This window comes from Synechococcus sp. R55.2, from assembly GCF_047462075.1.
GTDB lineage: Bacteria > Cyanobacteriota > Cyanobacteriia > Thermostichales > Thermostichaceae > Thermostichus.
Genome location: NZ_JANSIH010000407.1, coordinates 1 through 17,741, shown reverse-complemented (window position 1 = coordinate 17,741; position 17,741 = coordinate 1). Strand labels below are relative to the sequence as shown.

Sequence of the window (17,741 nt, the reverse complement as noted above, 5' to 3'; positions counted from 1 at the left end):
CTGTTTCCGGGCCGCCCTCTGCCGCTGCACATATTCGAGTACCGCTACCGCATGATGATCAACACCATCCTGGAGACGGATCGCCGCTTTGGGGTGCTGATGTTCAATCCCCAGACGGGATCCCCGGTGCGGGTAGGGTGTTGTGCTGAGGTGTTGCAGGTGCAGCGCTTGCCGGATGACCGTATGGACATTTTGACCTTGGGGCAGCAGCGCTTCCGCGTCTTGGATTACGTGCGGGAAAAACCCTTCCGGGTGGGGCTGGTGGAATGGATTGAGGATGAGCCGACCACCCCTTCCGATGACCTGCAGGGCTGGGTGCGCCAGGTTACCACTCTCCTTCAGGATGTGGTGCGTCTCTCGGGCAAGCTGATGGAGCGGGATGCAGAGTTGCCGGAGCAGCTCCCCACCACTCCCATAGAATTGTCCTACTGGGTGGCCAGCCACTTTCATGGAGCCCCCCAAGAGCAGCAAGCTCTGCTGGAAATGGTCAGTACCGAAAGCCGGCTGCGCCGGGAAGCCGAAATTCTTGAGTCCACCCGCAAGCACTTGGCCGCCCGCACGGCCCTCAAGGATCTGTTCACGGAAATTTCCTGAGGTTCCTGTCAGTTGGTCAGGTCTGCTCCCATCTGTTCTGGTGGCTCTTGTGGACCTTTCCAGAGAGTGCCCTTTGCCTTTCTCGACCAGGCAGAGCAGAATGCTTCCCCCGGAAAGGTTGGGTATTTCTTGAGGATCCCTTCCCCGTTTTTCATGGCCTACGCTCGCCGCTACTTGCGCTTTCCCTCTCAGATCTTGGGCCGGGAAATGGAGATGCTCCACTTCGGGCATCACGGCTACCCGCTGATCTGTCTGCCCACCAGCAACGGGCGTTTTTTCGACTTGGAAGATCGCGGCATTATCGCCAGCCTCAGCCATCATCTGGAACAGGGCTATTTGCAGGCTTTTTGCGTGGAAACCCTGGATTGGGAGACCTTTTTCAACCGCGAGCTGGACTTGCCCCAACGTCGGGATCGTTGGCTGTTGTTGGAGCAGCACTGGGTAGAAGAGCTGATCCCCTATGCCAAAGCGGAAGCGCAAAATGAGTTTTTGGTAGTGGCCGGTTTTTCCCTGGGGGCTACCCATGCGGTCAACCTCACCTGTCGGCACCCCGGCTTGGTGCGCCGTTGCTTGGCCCTGGGGGGGCCCTACGATGTGGCGGCTCTCGGCTCCATCACCGGCTGGGATCCCCAACGGGCAGAGCAGGAGCTGTATTTCATCAACCCGCTGGCCTATATGTCCAACATGAGCCGGCAACTCTGGGATCACTTGGGCGGGCGCAACACCGAGCTGAAGCTGCTCACCGCTCGCCACGACCACTGCCTCAGCGACAACCTGCGTCTGGCGGAAGTGCTTAGCCGCAACAACATCCCCCATCAACTGGAGGTATGGGAGGGGAATCACGATTGGCCCACTTGGCAAGCGCAAATCCGCGCCTTCGCGTAGGATCCCTTGCAGGGAATAGCTTTTGACGAGAGAGCTTTGATGATTGAAGACTATTGGGTTGGCAGCCTGCACTTCAGCGAGCCTTTTGGGGACGATACTCTGGCCCGCCTCAACGCACTTCCCCCTGTTCAAGCTCGCAACGGCCAAACTTACAAGATCCGGGCCGAACATGTCACCATTCATGAGGTGAACCTGGATTACCGCACCAAGTATCGCTTGATCCTGGATCGCTTCAGCTACCTTTACCCCCAAGCCATCGGCCTATTCATGGGCTTTGCCTTTCGGGGGGTTTACCTCATCAACAACCCCTTTAGCTTTTATTACTACCTGCGCAACAAAGATGCTGCCTACATGGTGGTCAAAGAGCTGGGGATCTCCATCCCCAAAACTTACATTCTGCCCCCTAAAGAAGCCCCTGCATTGAAAGCAGAGGACTTTAAGTATCATAAGTTTTTCGATTGGCAGGGGATGGCAGAAGACCTGGGCTGGCCAATGGTGATCAAGCCGGCGGAGGGGCGAGAGGCCATTGGAGTAGAAATAGCCCACAACATGGAGCAGCTCCTCTATTTTTACGACCGCTCTGGATCTCAGGTGATGATGATCCAAGAGAAGGTCAAAACCCCTTACCCTTGGCAGATTCGCGCCCTCTGCATTGGCCGAAAGATCATTCCGATCAAGTATATCTTTCGCAAGTTCGATGCCAGCGAATATCTGTTTGATCCAGAATTTCTTACCCCGGAAATGGGCCAGAAAGTCATCAATACCTGTCGGATTATCAATCGAGTTTTGGGCTATGAAATGAACTCGGTGGAGCTATTCATCGACGAGCAGGGAGAGCTGCAGGCCATCGACTTTAACAATCCGGTGCCCGATGGGCGGCTCAAGGCTTTGGGAGAGATCTTCTACAACGATTACCAGCAGGCCCTTTGCGATTTGGTCTTGGACATCGTGCGGGAACAGCGTCCTTTCGACTTCCTGCCCCCAGATATCAACCGCTTTGCCCACATTGCCCGACGGGCCGATCTCACCCGCGAGCAGAAGTTTCAGATGGCTTTGGAATTGGCCAACCGTTACTACGAGCCCAGGGATCCCGATTAAAATCAAACCAGAACCCACAAGTGTGGTTTTCCGCCGGAGAAGTTGTGGACGGGCAAAGGAGCAGCAGCGTGGTTTCCGACCCCGTTTCAGGGTGGTACGTGATCAAGCAGGCGCAGGGATCCTGCCAGGTGCTGCATTTGGCGGCGGGGGATCCCCTCTTGAGTCGGCAAGAGCATTGGGGGCCTTTTCCCAGCCAAGCTGAGGCAATTGCACGGCGGGTTGGTCTGATCCGAGCAGGCAAATGTCAACCGGCTTGAAATGGCGCTGGTGCCACGATATTCGCGAGATCCCAGCAGGGGCCTGGCACGCCTTGCAAACGGAGCGCACCTCTCCTTTTTTGGAATACGAATGGTTGCACAGCCTAGAGAGCTCAGGTTGTGCCAGCCGCAGGACAGGGTGGCTGCCCTGTCACCTGTTGGTGGAGGCAGACGGCCAGTTGATTGCTGCTGCCCCCTTGTATTTGAAAAGCCACAGTCAAGGGGAGTTTGTCTTCGACCAAGAATGGGCTGCAGTTGCCGGCCAATTGGGGGAACGCTACTACCCGAAGTTAATCGGCATGGCCCCCTTCACCCCGGCCACGGGCTATCGCATCCTCGTCCATCCCGAGTATTCGGAAGCAGAGGTGTGGTCGTTGATGCTGGCAGCCATTGACCGGTTTTGCCAAGAGAAGGATATTTCGGTGTTTAGCTTGCTTTATGTAGATCTGGACTGGCGGACTCAATTGGAGTCGGATGGATTTACGCCCCGGATCACCCACAACTACCAGTGGCACAACCCCGGCTACCGCTCTTACGAAGACTTTTTGAGCCAGTTCAATGCCAACCAGCGGCGCAACATCAAGCGAGAGCGGGCTGCAATGGAAAAAAGCGGCCTAGAACTCAAGATTTACACAGGAGAGGAGATCACGCCCCGCCTGTTGTCTCTCATGTACGACTTTTACAGCAACACCTGCGCCCAATTTTGGAACTGGAGCAAATATCTCAATCGCCGCTTTTTCGAGTCTCTCTATCCCAACTATCGGGAGCGGGTGGTGCTGGTGGCCGGGGAACGGAATGCAGAAATTGTGGGGATGTCTTTTTGTATTCGTAAGGGAGATCGCCTGTTCGGGCGCTACTGGGGTTGTCGGGAGGAGGTGAAGTTTTTGCACTTTAACGTTTGCTACTACGAGCCCATTGCCCTCGCCATCCGAGAAGGGATCCGCAACTTTGATCCCGGCGCAGGGGGATCCCATAAGATTCGACGGGGATTTCCGGCCACGCCTGTGTACAGCTACCACCGCTTCTACAGCCGAAGGCTACAACAGGTTTTGGTGCCCTACCTAAACCGGGTTAACCCTCTCATGTTGGCCGAGCTGGAGAACGTGAATCAAAACGAGGTTCCTTTTCGAGAAGATGTTTTGCCTTCTCTATCTGCTTTGACCAAGGAGTGAACCACTCCATTGGATCGGGTTTTCAATCCCTGTCAGCAGTTGGCGGCTGACATGCTTTTTGCCCTGCTACAGCTTTTTTCGGCAATACTGACTCCAGCCAACACAGACCTGACCTATGGTTGTAGTTACTTCGAATTTCGGCGAAACGGCTTAATGGAACATCCGATCCCTTCCGTCCTTCCTGATCCCGTCAAACCTGGGGATCTTTTGATGTTGGAGATCACGGCCCTGACCCCCCAAGGAGATGGCATTGCCCACACGGCAGGACTTGGACAAGGGCGAGTGGTGTTTGTGTCCCAGGCGGTGCCCGGGGATCAGGTGGTGGCCCAAATAACCGAGATCAAGCGCAACTACTTGGTCGGGAGAATTCGGTCGCTGGTTTCTCCCTCTCCCGAACGGGTGCGACCGGCCTGCATCGTGGCGGACAAATGTGGTGGCTGCCAATGGCAACACGTCAGCTATGGCCAGCAGTTGGCCACCAAGCAGCAAATTCTCAGAGATGCGCTGGAGCGGATTGGCGGTCTTGCTCTGCCGGAGCCTGTCCCCATTTTGGGATCCCGGCAGCCGCTGCGCTATCGCAACAAGGTCACCTACCCCATAACCAAACCGGAGGGCCAGCTATTGCGCATGGGCTACTACCAACGGGGCAGCCACCGCTTGGTGAACCTCAACCAATGCCCCGTGCAAGATGAGCGGCTGGACGTGTTCCTGAGGGAAATCAAGCGCGATCTTCAAGAGACGGGCTGGAGTGTGTATGACGAAAGTCGTCACCAGGGTCATCTCCGCCACTTGGGTTTGCGCATCGGTCGCCGCACCCGCGAGGTGCTTCTTACCTTGGTCAGTTGCAGTCGTCGCCTGCCCCATCTGGAAAGCTGGGCCGAACGCTGGATGCAGCGCTACCCCGACCTGGTGGGGGTCTGTCTCAATCTCAACTCGGCTCGTACCAATGCCATCTTCGGCCCGGAGACTGAGGTCATTGCCGGTCGAGGGGCTCTGCGGGAGGAATTTGCCGGTTTTTCCCTCTGGATCGACAGCACCTCTTTCTTCCAGGTCAACACAGAGCAAGCAGAAGCCTTTTTTACCTGGATAGCCGACCAACTGAACCTGCGGGGAGAGGAAACCATCCTGGATGCCTACTGTGGCATCGGCACCTTAACCTTGCTGCTGGCGCAACGGGCGAAACGGGCGATGGGGGTGGAAGCTTTGCCGGAAGCGGTGGCCCAAGCCCGCTACAATGCCCAGTTCAACGGTATCGCCTCAGCCCAATTTTTCCAGGGCACGGTGGAACAGGTTTTGCCAACCCTGCCCCCTGCCGACATTGTGGTGCTGGATCCGCCGCGGCGCGGCTGCGACCGCCAAGTGCTCGAGACCTTAAAGCTGCGGCGACCACCGCGCATCGTTTACATTAGCTGTCACCCTGCCACTTTGGCGCGAGACTTACAGGTCTTATTGGCAGAGGGCTCCTATCGCCTCACCCAATGGCGGGCGGCTGACTTCTTTCCCCAAACCGGGCACGTGGAGGGGGTGGCCTTTCTGGAGCGAGTTTGAATTGGAAAGGATCACGCACCTTGGCAAGACCTCAGTCGCCCAGCACTGTGCAGCGGAGCAAAAGATACAGTCGTTTCGCCTATTTCCTTTCTTCCCTTGAGAGAGGGGCCAGGGGTGGTCGCGTTGGCGGCGCGGAGCGCTTGGGAGCGGATTCACCGGTTGGGAAAGCGCACCGTCGAGGGGCCGCAAATGCTAACGTCGGAGTAGGGATCTTCCGGCTTAGCAAGGGATCCCGTTACCCTGGTTTTTGGCTTTTTCCCCAAGATCTGGATGTTAAGAGCTGGAATTGTCGGCCTGCCCAACGTAGGCAAATCTACCTTGTTCAACGCCCTCTGTGAAAATGCCAAAGCCGAGGCGGCCAACTTTCCCTTCTGCACCATTGAGCCGAATGTGGGGCGGGTGGCGGTGCCCGACGAGCGCTTGCAGGTGCTGGCCAAGATCAGCGGTTCTGCCGAGATCATCCCCAGCCAAATCGAGTTTGTGGATATTGCCGGGCTGGTGGCTGGAGCCAGCAAGGGGGAGGGTCTGGGCAACCAGTTTCTCTCCCACATTCGCCAGGTGGACGCCGTGGTGCATGTGGTGCGCTGCTTCCAGGACGAGAACATTGTGCATGTGGCGGGTTCGGTGGATCCCTTGCGGGATATCGGGGTGATCAACTTGGAGCTAGCCTTGGCGGATTTGGCCCAGATCGAGCGGCGCATAGAGCGGGTGCGCAAGCAGGCAAAGTCCGACAAAACCGCCCAACTGGAGTTGCAGGCTTTGGAACAGTTGCAGGCCGCTTTGGACGAGGGCAAGCCGGCTCGCCTGGTACCCCTCAGCCCAGAAGAAGAGCAGTTGATCAAAGGGTTGGGGCTGCTCACCCGCAAAAAAGTCATCTACGCCGCCAATGTGGCGGAAACGGATCTGGCCAGCGGCAATGCCTGGGTGGAGCAGGTGCGGCAATTTGCCGAGGCGGAAGGGGCAGGTGTGGTGGTGGTCTCAGCCCAGGTGGAGGCGGAACTGGTGGAGCTACCCCCCGACGAGCGACAGGCCTATCTGGATTCGTTGGGGGTGAAAGAAGGCGGGCTGAAATCCCTAATCCGGGCCACCTACGAGCTGTTGGGCTTGCGCACCTACTTTACCTCTGGCCCCAAAGAAACCCGCGCTTGGACGATTCCAGTCGGCGCCACAGCCCCTCAGGCAGCCGGGGTGATCCACTCCGATTTTGAGCGGGGCTTCATCCGGGCCGAGACGGTGGCCTATGCCGATCTGGTGGCGGCGGGATCCCTGAATGCCGCCAAAGAAAAGGGCCTGCTGCGCAGCGAAGGCAAAGACTACGTCGTCCAGGAAGGGGACGTGATGCACTTCCGCTTCAATGTCTAGTTCCCTATCCTCCTGCATCTCTCAGGCAAGCTGGGTTTTCTCAGAAACTGAAGACTTGCTCCCTGTCTTTAGGCAAAAAGACTTAACCCGCCCTGGACAAGGGATCCCAGCGCAGCTCCGGCTGGGTCTGAGAGGGGGCCTTTTCCTAAGAAAACGGTTGACGCTGTAACGAAACATCACAATAATTGGACTAGATAAACAAATGTTTTAGGGATGTATTGATGGATCTGCTGCAATACGGCCCGATGGCCTGGGTTTACATGGCGATCTTTGCCTCTATCATTTGGTGTATTTGGGGTCGTTCGGAAGACGACATCATGTTCTAGCCAGAGCGGGAGAGCTTCCTCTGTCGGCGGGGGCCATTCCTTGCGCTTGAGCCGGCAGGGGCAGCCTTTCACCAATCGTGGCTCTGTAAGGACGTTGTAAGAAATTTTGTAGAATCCTGTTGGGCTTGCGCCAGCCTTGGGATTGACGGCAATACCATCCTAGGCAGTGGGAGACTTTTCCCCCTGCTTTTGCAACACGGCAGCCTGCAGCGGTTATGGGTGTTACCAGCTTGATCTCCCGACGTCCTCTGCCTGGGGCAGAACAGACGCCAGAGGGCTACCGTCTTTCTTGGCGGGGCGTTGGGGTGATGGGGGTGCTAAACGTTACCCCCGACAGCTTCAGCGATGGCGGCCAGTGGGGATCTGCAGAAGCGGCTGTGCAGGCAGCCAAAGCCATGGCAGCGGCAGGGGCCTTGATCGTGGATATTGGCGGCGAGTCCACCCGTCCGGGAGCGGAGCCGGTATCAGTGGAGGTGGAATGCGACCGAGTCTTGCCCGTGATCCGGGCCCTGGAAGGATCCGGGATCCCCATCAGCATCGACACCCGCAAGCCGGAGGTGGCAGCGGCGGCTTTGGCTGCCGGCGCCCACTTGGTGAACGACGTAACCGGGCTGCGGGATCCCCAAATGATACAGGTCTGTGCCGAAAAGGGGGTGCCGGCGGTGATCATGCACATGCGGGGAGAACCGCGCACCATGCAGCAGCAGACCGACTATGCTGACCTGGAGGGGGAGGTTTTCGGTTTCCTCAGGGAACAGGCGGAGCGGGCTCTGGCGGCGGGCGTGCCCAGCGTTGTTTTGGATCCGGGCTTGGGCTTTGCCAAAACTGCTGAGCAGAATGTAGTCCTGCTTAAAGCCCTACCGCGGCTGGTGGCCTACGGCTACCCGGTCTTGGTGGGGGCCTCCCGCAAAAGTTTTGTGGGTAAGCTTTCCGGCATTGCCGTACCTAATCAGCGAGACAGCGCCAGCGTGGCCGTGCACCTGTTTGCAGCCAGCCGGGGGGCTGCCCTGGTACGGGTTCACAACGTGCCGGCTCATGTTTCCGCCCTTGCCACTTGGGAAGCTCTGCACCATGACGCAGGGTAGGCTGGTGCTGCAGGGCCTCGTCTTTCATGCCTATCACGGCCACTGCCCGGAGGAAGCGGTTTTGGGTGGGCGTTTTGTGGTGGACGTGGAGATGCGGCTTTCCCTAGCCGAGATCCAAGATGACCTCTCGCGCACGGTGGACTACGCCCAGGTGTACGAGAGGGTGCGGCAGGAGGTGACCGGCCAACGCTACCGCTTGGTCGAGACCTTGGCGGATCAGATCGCAGAGCGGCTGTGGCAGAGCTATCCCCAACTGGAGGCCCTAACTGTGCGGGTTCACAAGCCCCATGCTCCCCTGCCGGGGCTGTTCGAGGATGTTTACGTCGAGGTCGACCGCCGGCGAGCCGTAAGCAGGGCGGAAGCCTCATGAATCGTGACCTGGCCTATGTTGCCCTGGGAAGCAACCTGGGGGATCCGCTGCAGCAGTTGCGCTTGGCTGTGCAGAAGTTGCGCCGGTTGGGAGAGGTGGTGGCCTGTTCCAGTCTCTACCGCAGCCCAGCCCAAGGGGGGCCACCCGGACAGCCTGATTACCTCAATGCAGTGGTGGCCTTGGATCCCTTCCCCCCTTACCAGTCTCCCCTGGAGTTACTAAGGGCGCTGCTGGCCATCGAGCAGGAGGCAGGACGGGTGCGGCGCATCCGCTGGGAGGCCAGAACCCTGGATTTGGATCTGCTGGCCATGGGCAGCCGCATCCTGAACAGCCCTGAGCTGACGTTGCCCCACCCCCGCATGATGGAACGTGCTTTTGTCTTAGCTCCCTTGGGGGAGATCGCTCCCGACTGGCGTCACCCTGAGACCGGTGTGGGGGTCAAAGAGGCACTCATCAGTTTGGATCAGTCCTGGCTGGAGCGCACAACCCTCGGCTGGGAGTAAGAAAGAGTTTGGTAAGCTGGTTAGGGATTTCGGCAAAAGGGATCCCATGGACAGCCTCCAACTCTGGCAGCGCTACTGCGATTGGCTTTACTACCATCCCGGCCTGGAGATTTTCGTCGATATCAGCCGCATCCGTTTCACTCCCCCTCAGGTGGAAGCGCTACGGCCTCGCTTTGCCCAGGCTTTTGCCGATATGCAGGCTTTGGAGGCAGGAGCCATTGCCAACCCCGACGAAGGCCGCCAGGTGGGCCACTATTGGCTGCGGGCGCCCGAGCTGGCTCCCACCCCTGAAATCCGGCAGGCCATTCAGGATTCCATTGAGCGAGTGGAAACCTTTGCCGAAAAGATCCATCGCGGAACCATCCCGGCCAGCGGGGGGGGACGGTTCACCGAGCTGCTCTGCATCGGCATTGGCGGCTCAGCTCTGGGGCCGCAATTTGTGGCGGAGGCCCTGGCTCCGCTGCACCCCCCCCTGAACATCCACTTCATCGACAACACGGATCCCGACGGGTTTGACCGGGTGCTGGGGCGGCTGGCAGACCAACTGGGGCAAACCCTGGTGATCACCACCTCCAAATCCGGCGGCACCCCAGAGCCCCGCAATGGCTTGGTGGAGGTGAAGCTGGCCTACCAAAAGGCTGGGATCCCTTTTTCTGCCCATGCGGTGGCCATCACCGGCCCCGGCAGCCAATTGGAGCAGCAGGCGCGGCAGGAGGGGTGGTTGGAGGTCTTCCCCATCTTCGACTGGGTGGGGGGGCGCACCTCCGAAACGTCCCCGGTGGGCCTGTTGCCGGCAGCGTTGCAGGGCATCGATATCCGGGCTTTGCTGGCCGGGGCAGCCACCATGGATGAGGCCACCCGCCTGCCCCACCTGGAGCGCAATCCCGCCGCTCTGCTGGCCATGGCCTGGTACATCGTCGGTCAAGGCCAAGGGCGCAAAGACATGGTGGTTTTGCCCTACAAGGATCGCCTGCTGCTGTTTAGCCGTTACTTACAACAGTTGGTGATGGAATCCCTGGGCAAATCCCACGATCTAAACGGCAACCGTGTGGAGCAGGGCATCGCCGTTTACGGCAACAAGGGCACCACCGACCAACATGCCTACGTCCAGCAGTTGCGGGATGGCTTGAACAACTTCTTTGTCACCTTCATCGAGGTGCTTCAGGATCGGGAGCCTGGGATCCCTTCCCCCTTCGTGGAGCCGCAGGTGACCAGTGGCGACTACCTGAACGGCCTGCTGCAGGGCACCCGCCAGGCCCTCTACGAAAACGGTCGCGACTCCATTACCGTGACGCTGCCACGGGTAGATGCCCGCTCGGTGGGGGCCTTGATTGCCCTCTACGAGCGAGCCGTGGGCCTCTACGCCTCCCTAATCCAGATCAACGCTTACCATCAACCGGGGGTGGAAGCAGGCAAGAAAGCCGCCAGCGCTGTCTTGGAGCTGCAACGGCGATTGCTAGAGACGGTGCAGGAGCACCAGGGATCCCTGACTTTGCCCCAACTGGCGAAGCAACTGGGCTGCCCGGAGCGCATAGAAACCCTGTACTGGATTGTGCGGCACCTACACGCCAATGGCCGCGGAGTCCTGTTGACAGGGGATCCCGCCCGCCCCCTGGAGCTGAGCATCCAGCCTCGGCCTGCTTGAGCCTCGAGTTTCCTGGAGCAAGTGCGGAGAGCAGGCTTGAGTTGGTCAATCTGTACCTCGCCTTAAGCCCTTCCCGGCCAGCCGACCCCCCTGCCTAGAATCGAGCAAGAGTCCACTCCAGGAGGAGACTATGGATCAATCTGCTGCCGTCCTGCCCCTACAAACCCCGAAAGATGTCTCCATCGAAGATATTGAGCAGGAGCTGAACAAGATCTGGTCTTCCAAAGGAGAGAGCGTTGCCGCCCGCGCTGCCACCTTTACCCTGGTGGTGTACGAATCTCTGGACGATGCGCTGTTGCTGCCTTCCCCCACCGTCGAAGCCATCGCCACCCAGAACCCCTGTCGCGTCATTGACCTGCGCGCCAAACGAGAGGGATCCCCAGACGATGCCATCGAGGCCCAGGTGGCCGCCTATTGCCCGGTGACCCGCGAGCAGCGCAGCTCGTTGGTCTGTTGCGAATACATCACCCTGAAAGCGCCCGAATCGGCCTTTGTGCGGGCCTGCAGCACGGTCGCCTCGCTGCTGATCCCCAACTTGCCCACCTTTTTGTGGTGGCAGGGGGATCTGGATCTGAACAGCTTGCTGTTTCAAAAATTGGTGGCCCTGAGCAATCGGGTCATTGTCGATTCGCGGGGCTTTGTCAATCCAGAAGAAGATCTGCAAGAAATCCACCTCTTGCTGAGCGAGGGCCGCCACTGCGGGGATCTCAACTGGCGGCGGCTGCTGCCCTGGCAGGAACTCACCGCCCAAGCCTTTGACCCTCCCGACCGGCGGGAGTCCCTCTACCTTGTGGATCGTGTGAACCTCGACTACAAAGCCGGCAATCCCTGCCAGGCGTTCCTTTTCCTGGGCTGGCTGGCCGGTCGCCTGGGGTGGACTCCCACAGAGCGGGTTCAGGCTCAGGAGCACGATTACCAGATCGACCGTATCCGCTTGCAAACCCAAAGGGGCGGCGAGGTGATGGCAGAACTGGCGGCTGTGCCCTTGGCCTCGGAAATCAGCCAGCCGGGGGATCTCATCGGGCTGCGCCTCACCTCCAGCAACCAGGAAGCCGACGCCTGTACCGTGCTGTGCTCCGAAACCACAGGGTGTATGCGCATGGAAGCCATGGGGGGCGCTCAGAGGTGCGTGATTCGCCAGGTGGCTCCCCTGGAGCAGGACTCCCTCGACACCCTGCTGGCTGCCGAGTTGCAGCGGCTTGGCCCCGACTACCTCTACGAAGAAACCCTAGGGGTGGTGGATCAGATGCTGAAGCTGGGCAAAAGCTGAGATCCGCTTCTGTTTCAAGGCAGCTCCACCGACGTGGGCTTGGAAGCATGGGGCAGTCCCCACCCCAATTTCTCGCGCATAACGCGGAAAAATTCCGGTCGGCGCAGGCGCATCAAATCTGTCCAATAGGGGGCACGTACCACCCGAATCTGGTCTTCCGGCATGATATAGCAGCCGGCATTCCCATCCACCACCAAAACCAGCGGCTGAGGGGTAACGGGGCTAATCCACACCTCCTCCGAATCGGGAAAGACCAAGGCCCGCGAGGCCATGGAATGGGGGCAGATGGGGATCAACTGCAAAACCGGCACCCCCGGTGTGATCACCGGCCCACCCGCCGAGAGGGCATAAGCCGTCGAGCCGGTGGGAGTAGCCAAAATCACTCCGTCGGCAGCCACATCCAGAGGTGAGTGATCCCCGATGGTGATCTCGAAATGGCACATGCTGGTCAAAGGCTCGCGGTGCAGCACCATCTCGTTTAAGCTCAAGACCTCCCAGCGCAATTCCTGCCCTCGGTAGGCTTGCACCAGCAACATGCTGCGGCGATCCAGGGTGTATTCCCCGGCAATGGCGGCGCTGGCTGCCTCCTCTAGATGAGAAAGGTAGGTCTCCGTCAGAAAGCCCAGGTGGCCCGTGTTCACCGCCAACAGGGGGATCCCTTTGGGGGCCAGTTGCCGCGCTGCTGCCAAGACGGTGCCATCTCCCCCCAACACCACTGCAAACTTCATGGTTTGATCAAATCCAGCCGGGGCCAGGCTATCTACTCTGGTCAGGCAGATGGGGCTGTCGGGCTTGGCATAGCCGAGGATACCGCCCCAGTTGGGGGCCACACAGACTTCCCAGCCCTGCTCCTGAAACCAGCGGGCTAGGGTTTCGCTGCTGCGTTTGGCGGCGGGTTTGGCGTCGTTGTAGAGGATCCCGGCTTTGGGCTTGGTCATGGGCAATGGGAAGGCAGAGGTGCCAAAACTCTATCAGTTCTGCAGGCCCTTCTGCTGGCCAGGTGATCCATTCCCCAATTTCTGCGCTCCTCTAGCGGGCCAGGTACCGTTCCAAGCGTCCCTGGAAAAATGACAAGATTAACGTCAGCAGCCAGTACCACAGCGCTGCCACCACCAAAGCCTCAAAAAAATGTTGGCGCGGCAAACCCGCCTGTCGAGCCCGGCCCATCAACTCCTGCAAAGCAATGGCGCTGGCCAGGGCAGTGTCTTTCTGCATGGCGATGAATTGGTTGCCAATGTCCGGTAAGACAATTCGAAAAGCTTGCGGCAAAATGATGCACCATAGGGTTTGCCAAGGCTTAAGCCCTAGGGCATAGGCGGCTTCCCGCTGCCCGACGGGAATGGCTTGGATCCCGGCCCGGAAGATCTCGCTCATGTAGGCGCCATAGTTCAGGCTCAAGGCCAGCACCGCCGAAGTAAACGAGCCGAACACCAGGCCCAGTTGCGGCAAAGCCTGGTAGATGAACAAAAACTGCAGAAATAGAGGTGTGCCTCGCATCAACGAGACATACAGAGCGGAGAGGCTGCTCAGAGGGGCAATCTGGGAGAGGCCCGCCAGTGCCGACAAAAAGGCCAAGGTGGTGGCACAGAGGATGGAGACCAAGGACAGTTGAAAAGTAGTGCCCACCCCTTGCGAGATGAACCACCACCACTCGCGCACAAAGTTGCCGTTGAGACGCAAGGTACGGATGGGGATCCCGGCCAACTCCAACTGTACCCCGCTGAAGGTGAACACCAACAACAGCAGCCACAAAACCAACCACAACCCCTGGGCCACCGGGAACGGGATCCCTTTTCGAATCCGGGGCGGTGGGTAAATGGGCTGCTCCAGTGGGATAGAGTCTTTGCTCACTCAGCTTTTTTCGTCAGATCAATGCCGTAATACCGCTTCGAGAGGGCTGTTAGCGTGCCGTCCGCATGCATGGATTCTAAGATTTCGTTAATTTTGGCTTGCAAGCTCTCGGAAGGGGCAGGGCTGGAGCGATCCAAGGCCACAGCCAAGGCTTCATAGTAGACCGGATCCCCCAGAGTTTTCAGGGGCAGTCCTTCCCGAATGGCATTTTCAGCCGTCGGCAAAGCCGTCAAGACTGCATCCAAGCGGGTGCCATCCCCCAGTGCCAAGTCCTGCAGAGCCAGGCTATCGGTGTCGTAGATGCGAATGTCCACCCGCGGGGCTGGAACTTGGATGGTCTCTCCTTCCAGGGTGAGGTTGCCCTCCAGGTAGGCTTGATAGGTGGTGGCGGTGCCCACCCCAACTCGCTTTCCTTCCAAGGCGGCGATATCGGTCAGGGTCGAGGCTTGGTGGACCACGAAGCTGGCGGGGGTGTAGTAGTAGGGAATGGTAAACAGCAGAGCTTTCTGGCGTTCGGCAGTTACGGTCATGGAGCCGACATTGACATCCCAGCGGCCATTCCAAGATCCGGCGGTGATGACATCGAAGTTGATATCCAGAAACTCAGCCTCTACCCCCAAGCGCCTGGCAATCTCGCGCGCCACATCCACATCAAATCCTTCCCAAGTGCCGTCAGGGTTGCGGTAGCTCTGAGGACGGTAATTGGAGTCGGTGGAAATCCGGAGCACCCCCCGCTCTTGAACTTGAGCCAACAAATCGCTACCTTGGGCCAGCAGGGATCCCTGGTGTGTGCCTAGAGCCCAGCATCCGGCCAGGGTCAAGCAAAGGGCTTGTAGGGATCGGCGTCGAGAAACAGACATCGGCAAAACCTCAGATGAAGGTGAAGGGCAAACCCATTGGAATCCATCCAAGCTATCCAAGGCTGTCACAATTCCCGTTGCAAGGTAGTATCACCTGACACTGCCGCTTTGGGTGGCTATTCCCGACTGGGGCGAGCGGGTCGCAATTCTCCAAACATGCTCTAAAAAAGGCAAATCAACTGTCTCAGGATTGAGCTTATGAATCCCAATTGAGATTGAAATATCTCCTCCAGAAAGGCATCCCCTGAGACTTGCGATCAAGACTCGTGCTGTGTTGCCCGGGGGGGCAATCCGTATCCCTCTGTGGGCAACGGAGAATCGACGTTCTGGGTAGCAGAAAACATTTGGCTCGACCCAATGGATCCCCCTTAGCAATTGGGCGGAGAGGATGTCAATATCTTTGGAAGAGAACGGGGTTGAGGGTGGTTATGCAAGCGGTGATCTTGGCGGGTGGGAAAGGAACTCGCTTACGGCCTTTTACCTTTTTGCAGCCTAAGCCTTTGTTGCCCCTTTTGGATGTGCCCTTTTTGGAGTGGCTGATCGGGCGCTGCCGCCGAGCCGGCCTGACAGATATTTTGCTCAGCGTGGGTTATCTGGGCCAACAAATTGAGGCTGCTCTGGGAGATGGCGCTGCTTTGGGGGTGAAGCTCCGCTACATTCCCGAAGAGACGCCTTTGGATACGGCAGGAGCTTTGGTGCTGGCTCAGCCCTATTTCACTGGGGATCCCTTGGTGGTCTTCAATGCCGACATCCTCACAGATCTGGATCTGCAGATGCTGATGCAATGTCATGTGCAGAGCAAGGCCATGGCCACCCTCACCCTCGCCCGCGTGGACGATATCACCGCCTATGGCCTGGTGGAAGTTGGGGAAGGGGGCCAGATCCAATCTTTTCGGGAAAAACCCACCCCTGCAGAAGCCCTCACCCTCACCACCGACACGATCAACGCCGGCACCTATGTCTTGGATCCAGCCATTTTTAAAGACTACCCCAGTGGGGATCCCCTCAGCTTCGAGCGGCGTGTCTTCCCCGATTTGCTCAGGCAAGGGCACCGGCTGCAAGCTTATCTCCACACAGGCTACTGGCGGGATCTGGGCACGCCAGCCAGCTATTACCACGGCCAACTGGACATTCTTCTGGGCCGAATGACGGATTTTCCCCTGGAAGATGTGCAGCAACAGGCGCCGGGGATATGGGTGCACAAAACGGCTGAGATCCATCCCAGCGCTCAACTGCACGCCCCCTGCTACATTGGCGCCCACACCCGGCTGGGATCCCAAGCTCAGATTCCGGCAGGCACCATCCTCGGCAGCCACAGCTGGGTAAATGGATCCCTGCAGCCGGGAGCCTACGGGCCGAGAGTCCTGGTAGTGTAGGTTAAGTGCAAGTTAAGTTCACGACCATCCAGGACAAAGCCATCAGCAAATGGAGCTACCACAAACCGGGGAACGCTGGGATCCCTACCTTGCTGCCGTAGCTGCTCGCTTCAATCGGGAGCTGGAAATTCAACTGGGTCGGCCAGGTTGGCAACTTCCCCCAGACCTGGAGCAACTGCCTTTTTGGCAAGCCCAGCAGCGGGATCACCTGCAAGAGCGCCTCGGGATCCCCTTTTGGCAACTGCGTGCCCCCAAAAAACGGGAAGCCTGTTTGGATTTGGGCTGTGGGGTAAGCTTCCTGACCTATCCCTGGAACGATTGGCAAGCCTACTTTTACGGCCATGAGCTGAGCGGTGAGATTGTGCGCTTTATTCGCTCGCGGGCACCCCAGCTTAACTCCAAGCTGTTCAAGTCAATGCAACAGGGATCCGCCCACCATTTGGAAAACTACGAGTCGGAGCAATTTGATCTGGCCATTGCCACCGGATTTTTGTACTACTACCCGATTGAGTACTTCGACGCGGTTTGGGCAGAGTTGATGCGAGTGTTGCGACCGGCTGCACCTGTGATTATTGAAGTGGTCAATCCCGACTCGGTGTGGGCGGAACAATGGGGCCTCATCGAGCTATTCAAAGGCACCGAACCGATTTTCACCCCCCTAACGGAGTGGGAGCGGCGCATCGCAGCCTTGGGGGGCAAAATTCAGAAACAGGCCAGTGGCGAACTGTTCACCACCTATTGGATTCAGCGCAGACCGTGATCTGCTCACAACCGGGAAAGTATCGGAGCATTCGGAGTAGTGGGGTAACCTTTAAGGCTGGGTACTAAGATTAAAAATAAGATAAAGATTAAGATTAAGAAGTGTGATCCCGGACAAGGGATCCACCGCCATCCATGCAAGCCTCCTCTCCCACCTTCCTCTTGGTTGATGGCTACAACATCATCGGAGCTTGGCCCACCCTGAGCCAGTTAGCGCGTCGCTCCCTGATGGAATTGGCCCGTCTGCGCTTGGTGGAATCTTTGGCCAACTATGTGGCCTTCCGGGGCTACCAGGCGACCGTGGTGTACGATGCCTACGCCCAACCCACTCCAGCCCGGCAAGAGCGCTCCCCTTCGGGTATCGAGATCCTGTATACCTCCTATGGCGAGACCGCCGACAGTTGTATTGAACGGCTGTGTGCCCAGTTGCAGAGGGATGGGTGTCGGGTACGGGTGGCTACCTCCGATCGTGTCCAGCAGTTGGTGATTGGCGGCTACAACGCCGAATGGGTCTCGGCAGAACAACTGTGGGATGAAGTGCAGCAGGCCCAGCAGCAGATCCGGCGCGTCCAACCAAAACGGCTATCGAGCAAGCGGGGCATTGATGCCTACTTGGATGCAGATACCCTCTCACGCCTAAACCGCTGGCGGCTGTCCGGCCAAGATCCCATGCGCTAAATGCCATCGTAGGGAACGGTGGGAGCTCCATACCAAAGATGCTCTTCATCTGGCGAGGCAGTGGGCAACTGCTCCTGTGAAGGATCCGCCGGAGCCAGCTCC

18 protein-coding genes are annotated in these 17,741 nt (G+C 58.5%); 15 read left to right on the top strand and 3 right to left on the bottom strand.

Translation table 11 applies throughout. From position 1 onward, the window contains the following. The 12 genes from NW838_RS13285 to NW838_RS13230 all read left to right on the top strand — a co-directional run. Positions 1-594, top strand: a 594-nt coding sequence (locus NW838_RS13285) for an LON peptidase substrate-binding domain-containing protein (protein ID WP_414428192.1), incomplete at its 5' end; no start/stop codon positions are given. A 66-nt stretch (positions 595-660) separates the two neighbouring features. Next, positions 661-1,479, top strand: coding sequence for an alpha/beta hydrolase-fold protein (locus NW838_RS13280; RefSeq protein WP_414355827.1), 819 nt, complete (start codon positions 661-663; stop codon positions 1,477-1,479). Positions 1,480-1,518: 39 nt separating this feature from the next. Next, on the top strand, positions 1,519-2,577 hold the full coding sequence (locus NW838_RS13275; RefSeq protein WP_414329283.1) for an ATP-grasp domain-containing protein: 1,059 nt from the start codon (positions 1,519-1,521) through the stop codon (positions 2,575-2,577). Between the two features lie 68 nt (positions 2,578-2,645). Then, the gene (locus NW838_RS13270) at positions 2,646-2,834 is read left to right on the top strand and encodes a hypothetical protein (protein WP_414355828.1); all 189 of its coding nucleotides are present in this window, start codon (positions 2,646-2,648) and stop codon (positions 2,832-2,834) included. Further along, the gene (locus NW838_RS13265; RefSeq protein WP_414428191.1) at positions 2,819-4,006 is read left to right on the top strand and encodes a GNAT family N-acetyltransferase; all 1,188 of its coding nucleotides are present in this window, start codon (positions 2,819-2,821) and stop codon (positions 4,004-4,006) included. Before NW838_RS13270 ends, NW838_RS13265 begins: the two co-directional genes overlap by 16 nt. 153 nt (positions 4,007-4,159) lie before the next feature. Then, on the top strand, positions 4,160-5,554 hold the full coding sequence (gene rlmD / locus NW838_RS13260; protein ID WP_414355830.1) for a 23S rRNA (uracil(1939)-C(5))-methyltransferase RlmD: 1,395 nt from the start codon (positions 4,160-4,162) through the stop codon (positions 5,552-5,554). A gap of 270 nt (positions 5,555-5,824) precedes the next feature. Then, positions 5,825-6,916 (top strand): redox-regulated ATPase YchF, encoded by a 1,092-nt coding sequence (gene ychF / locus NW838_RS13255; RefSeq protein WP_011434459.1) that lies wholly within the window; start codon positions 5,825-5,827, stop codon positions 6,914-6,916. A 541-nt stretch (positions 6,917-7,457) separates the two neighbouring features. Then, positions 7,458-8,327: a dihydropteroate synthase gene (gene folP / locus NW838_RS13250; protein ID WP_414428190.1), complete on the top strand. Its 870-nt coding sequence runs from the start codon at positions 7,458-7,460 to the stop codon at positions 8,325-8,327. After that, entirely contained in the window at positions 8,314-8,697 is a 384-nt protein-coding gene (gene folB, locus NW838_RS13245) for a dihydroneopterin aldolase (protein ID WP_414355833.1), read from the top strand. Before folP ends, folB begins: the two co-directional genes overlap by 14 nt. Then, a complete protein-coding gene (gene folK / locus NW838_RS13240; protein ID WP_414375073.1) occupies positions 8,694-9,200 on the top strand; it encodes a 2-amino-4-hydroxy-6-hydroxymethyldihydropteridine diphosphokinase in 507 nt (168 codons plus the stop codon). The genes folB and folK overlap by 4 nt, the downstream gene beginning before the upstream one ends. Before the next feature lie 46 nt (positions 9,201-9,246). Further along, complete coding sequence (locus NW838_RS13235) at positions 9,247-10,845, top strand: glucose-6-phosphate isomerase (RefSeq protein WP_414428189.1); 1,599 nt, start codon at positions 9,247-9,249, stop codon at positions 10,843-10,845. Positions 10,846-10,975: 130 nt separating this feature from the next. Beyond that, entirely contained in the window at positions 10,976-12,115 is a 1,140-nt protein-coding gene (locus NW838_RS13230) for a glucose-6-phosphate dehydrogenase assembly protein OpcA (protein ID WP_414428188.1), read from the top strand. 14 nt (positions 12,116-12,129) lie between these two features. On the opposite strand, the gene NW838_RS13225 is transcribed toward NW838_RS13230, so the two are convergent. The 3 genes from NW838_RS13225 to NW838_RS13215 form a co-directional block, all read right to left on the bottom strand. After that, positions 12,130-13,053, bottom strand: coding sequence for an NAD(+) kinase (locus NW838_RS13225; RefSeq protein WP_414355837.1), 924 nt, complete (start codon positions 13,051-13,053; stop codon positions 12,130-12,132). Positions 13,054-13,144: 91 nt separating this feature from the next. Continuing rightward, positions 13,145-13,966, bottom strand: a complete 822-nt coding sequence (locus NW838_RS13220; protein ID WP_414388318.1) for an amino acid ABC transporter permease — start codon at positions 13,964-13,966, stop codon at positions 13,145-13,147. Next, positions 13,963-14,826, bottom strand: coding sequence for an ABC transporter substrate-binding protein (locus NW838_RS13215; RefSeq protein ID WP_414355839.1), 864 nt, complete (start codon positions 14,824-14,826; stop codon positions 13,963-13,965). Before NW838_RS13215 ends, NW838_RS13220 begins: the two co-directional genes overlap by 4 nt. A 428-nt stretch (positions 14,827-15,254) precedes the next feature. Between NW838_RS13215 and NW838_RS13210 the strand changes: the two genes are divergently transcribed. From NW838_RS13210 to NW838_RS13200, 3 genes are all read left to right on the top strand, one after another. Continuing rightward, entirely contained in the window at positions 15,255-16,202 is a 948-nt protein-coding gene (locus NW838_RS13210) for a sugar phosphate nucleotidyltransferase (protein WP_414355840.1), read from the top strand. 49 nt (positions 16,203-16,251) lie between these two features. After that, on the top strand, positions 16,252-16,962 hold the full coding sequence (locus tag NW838_RS13205; protein WP_011429577.1) for a class I SAM-dependent methyltransferase: 711 nt from the start codon (positions 16,252-16,254) through the stop codon (positions 16,960-16,962). Between the two features lie 134 nt (positions 16,963-17,096). Next, the gene (locus tag NW838_RS13200) at positions 17,097-17,639 is read left to right on the top strand and encodes an NYN domain-containing protein (RefSeq protein WP_011429576.1); all 543 of its coding nucleotides are present in this window, start codon (positions 17,097-17,099) and stop codon (positions 17,637-17,639) included. Positions 17,640-17,741 lie beyond the last annotated feature (102 nt).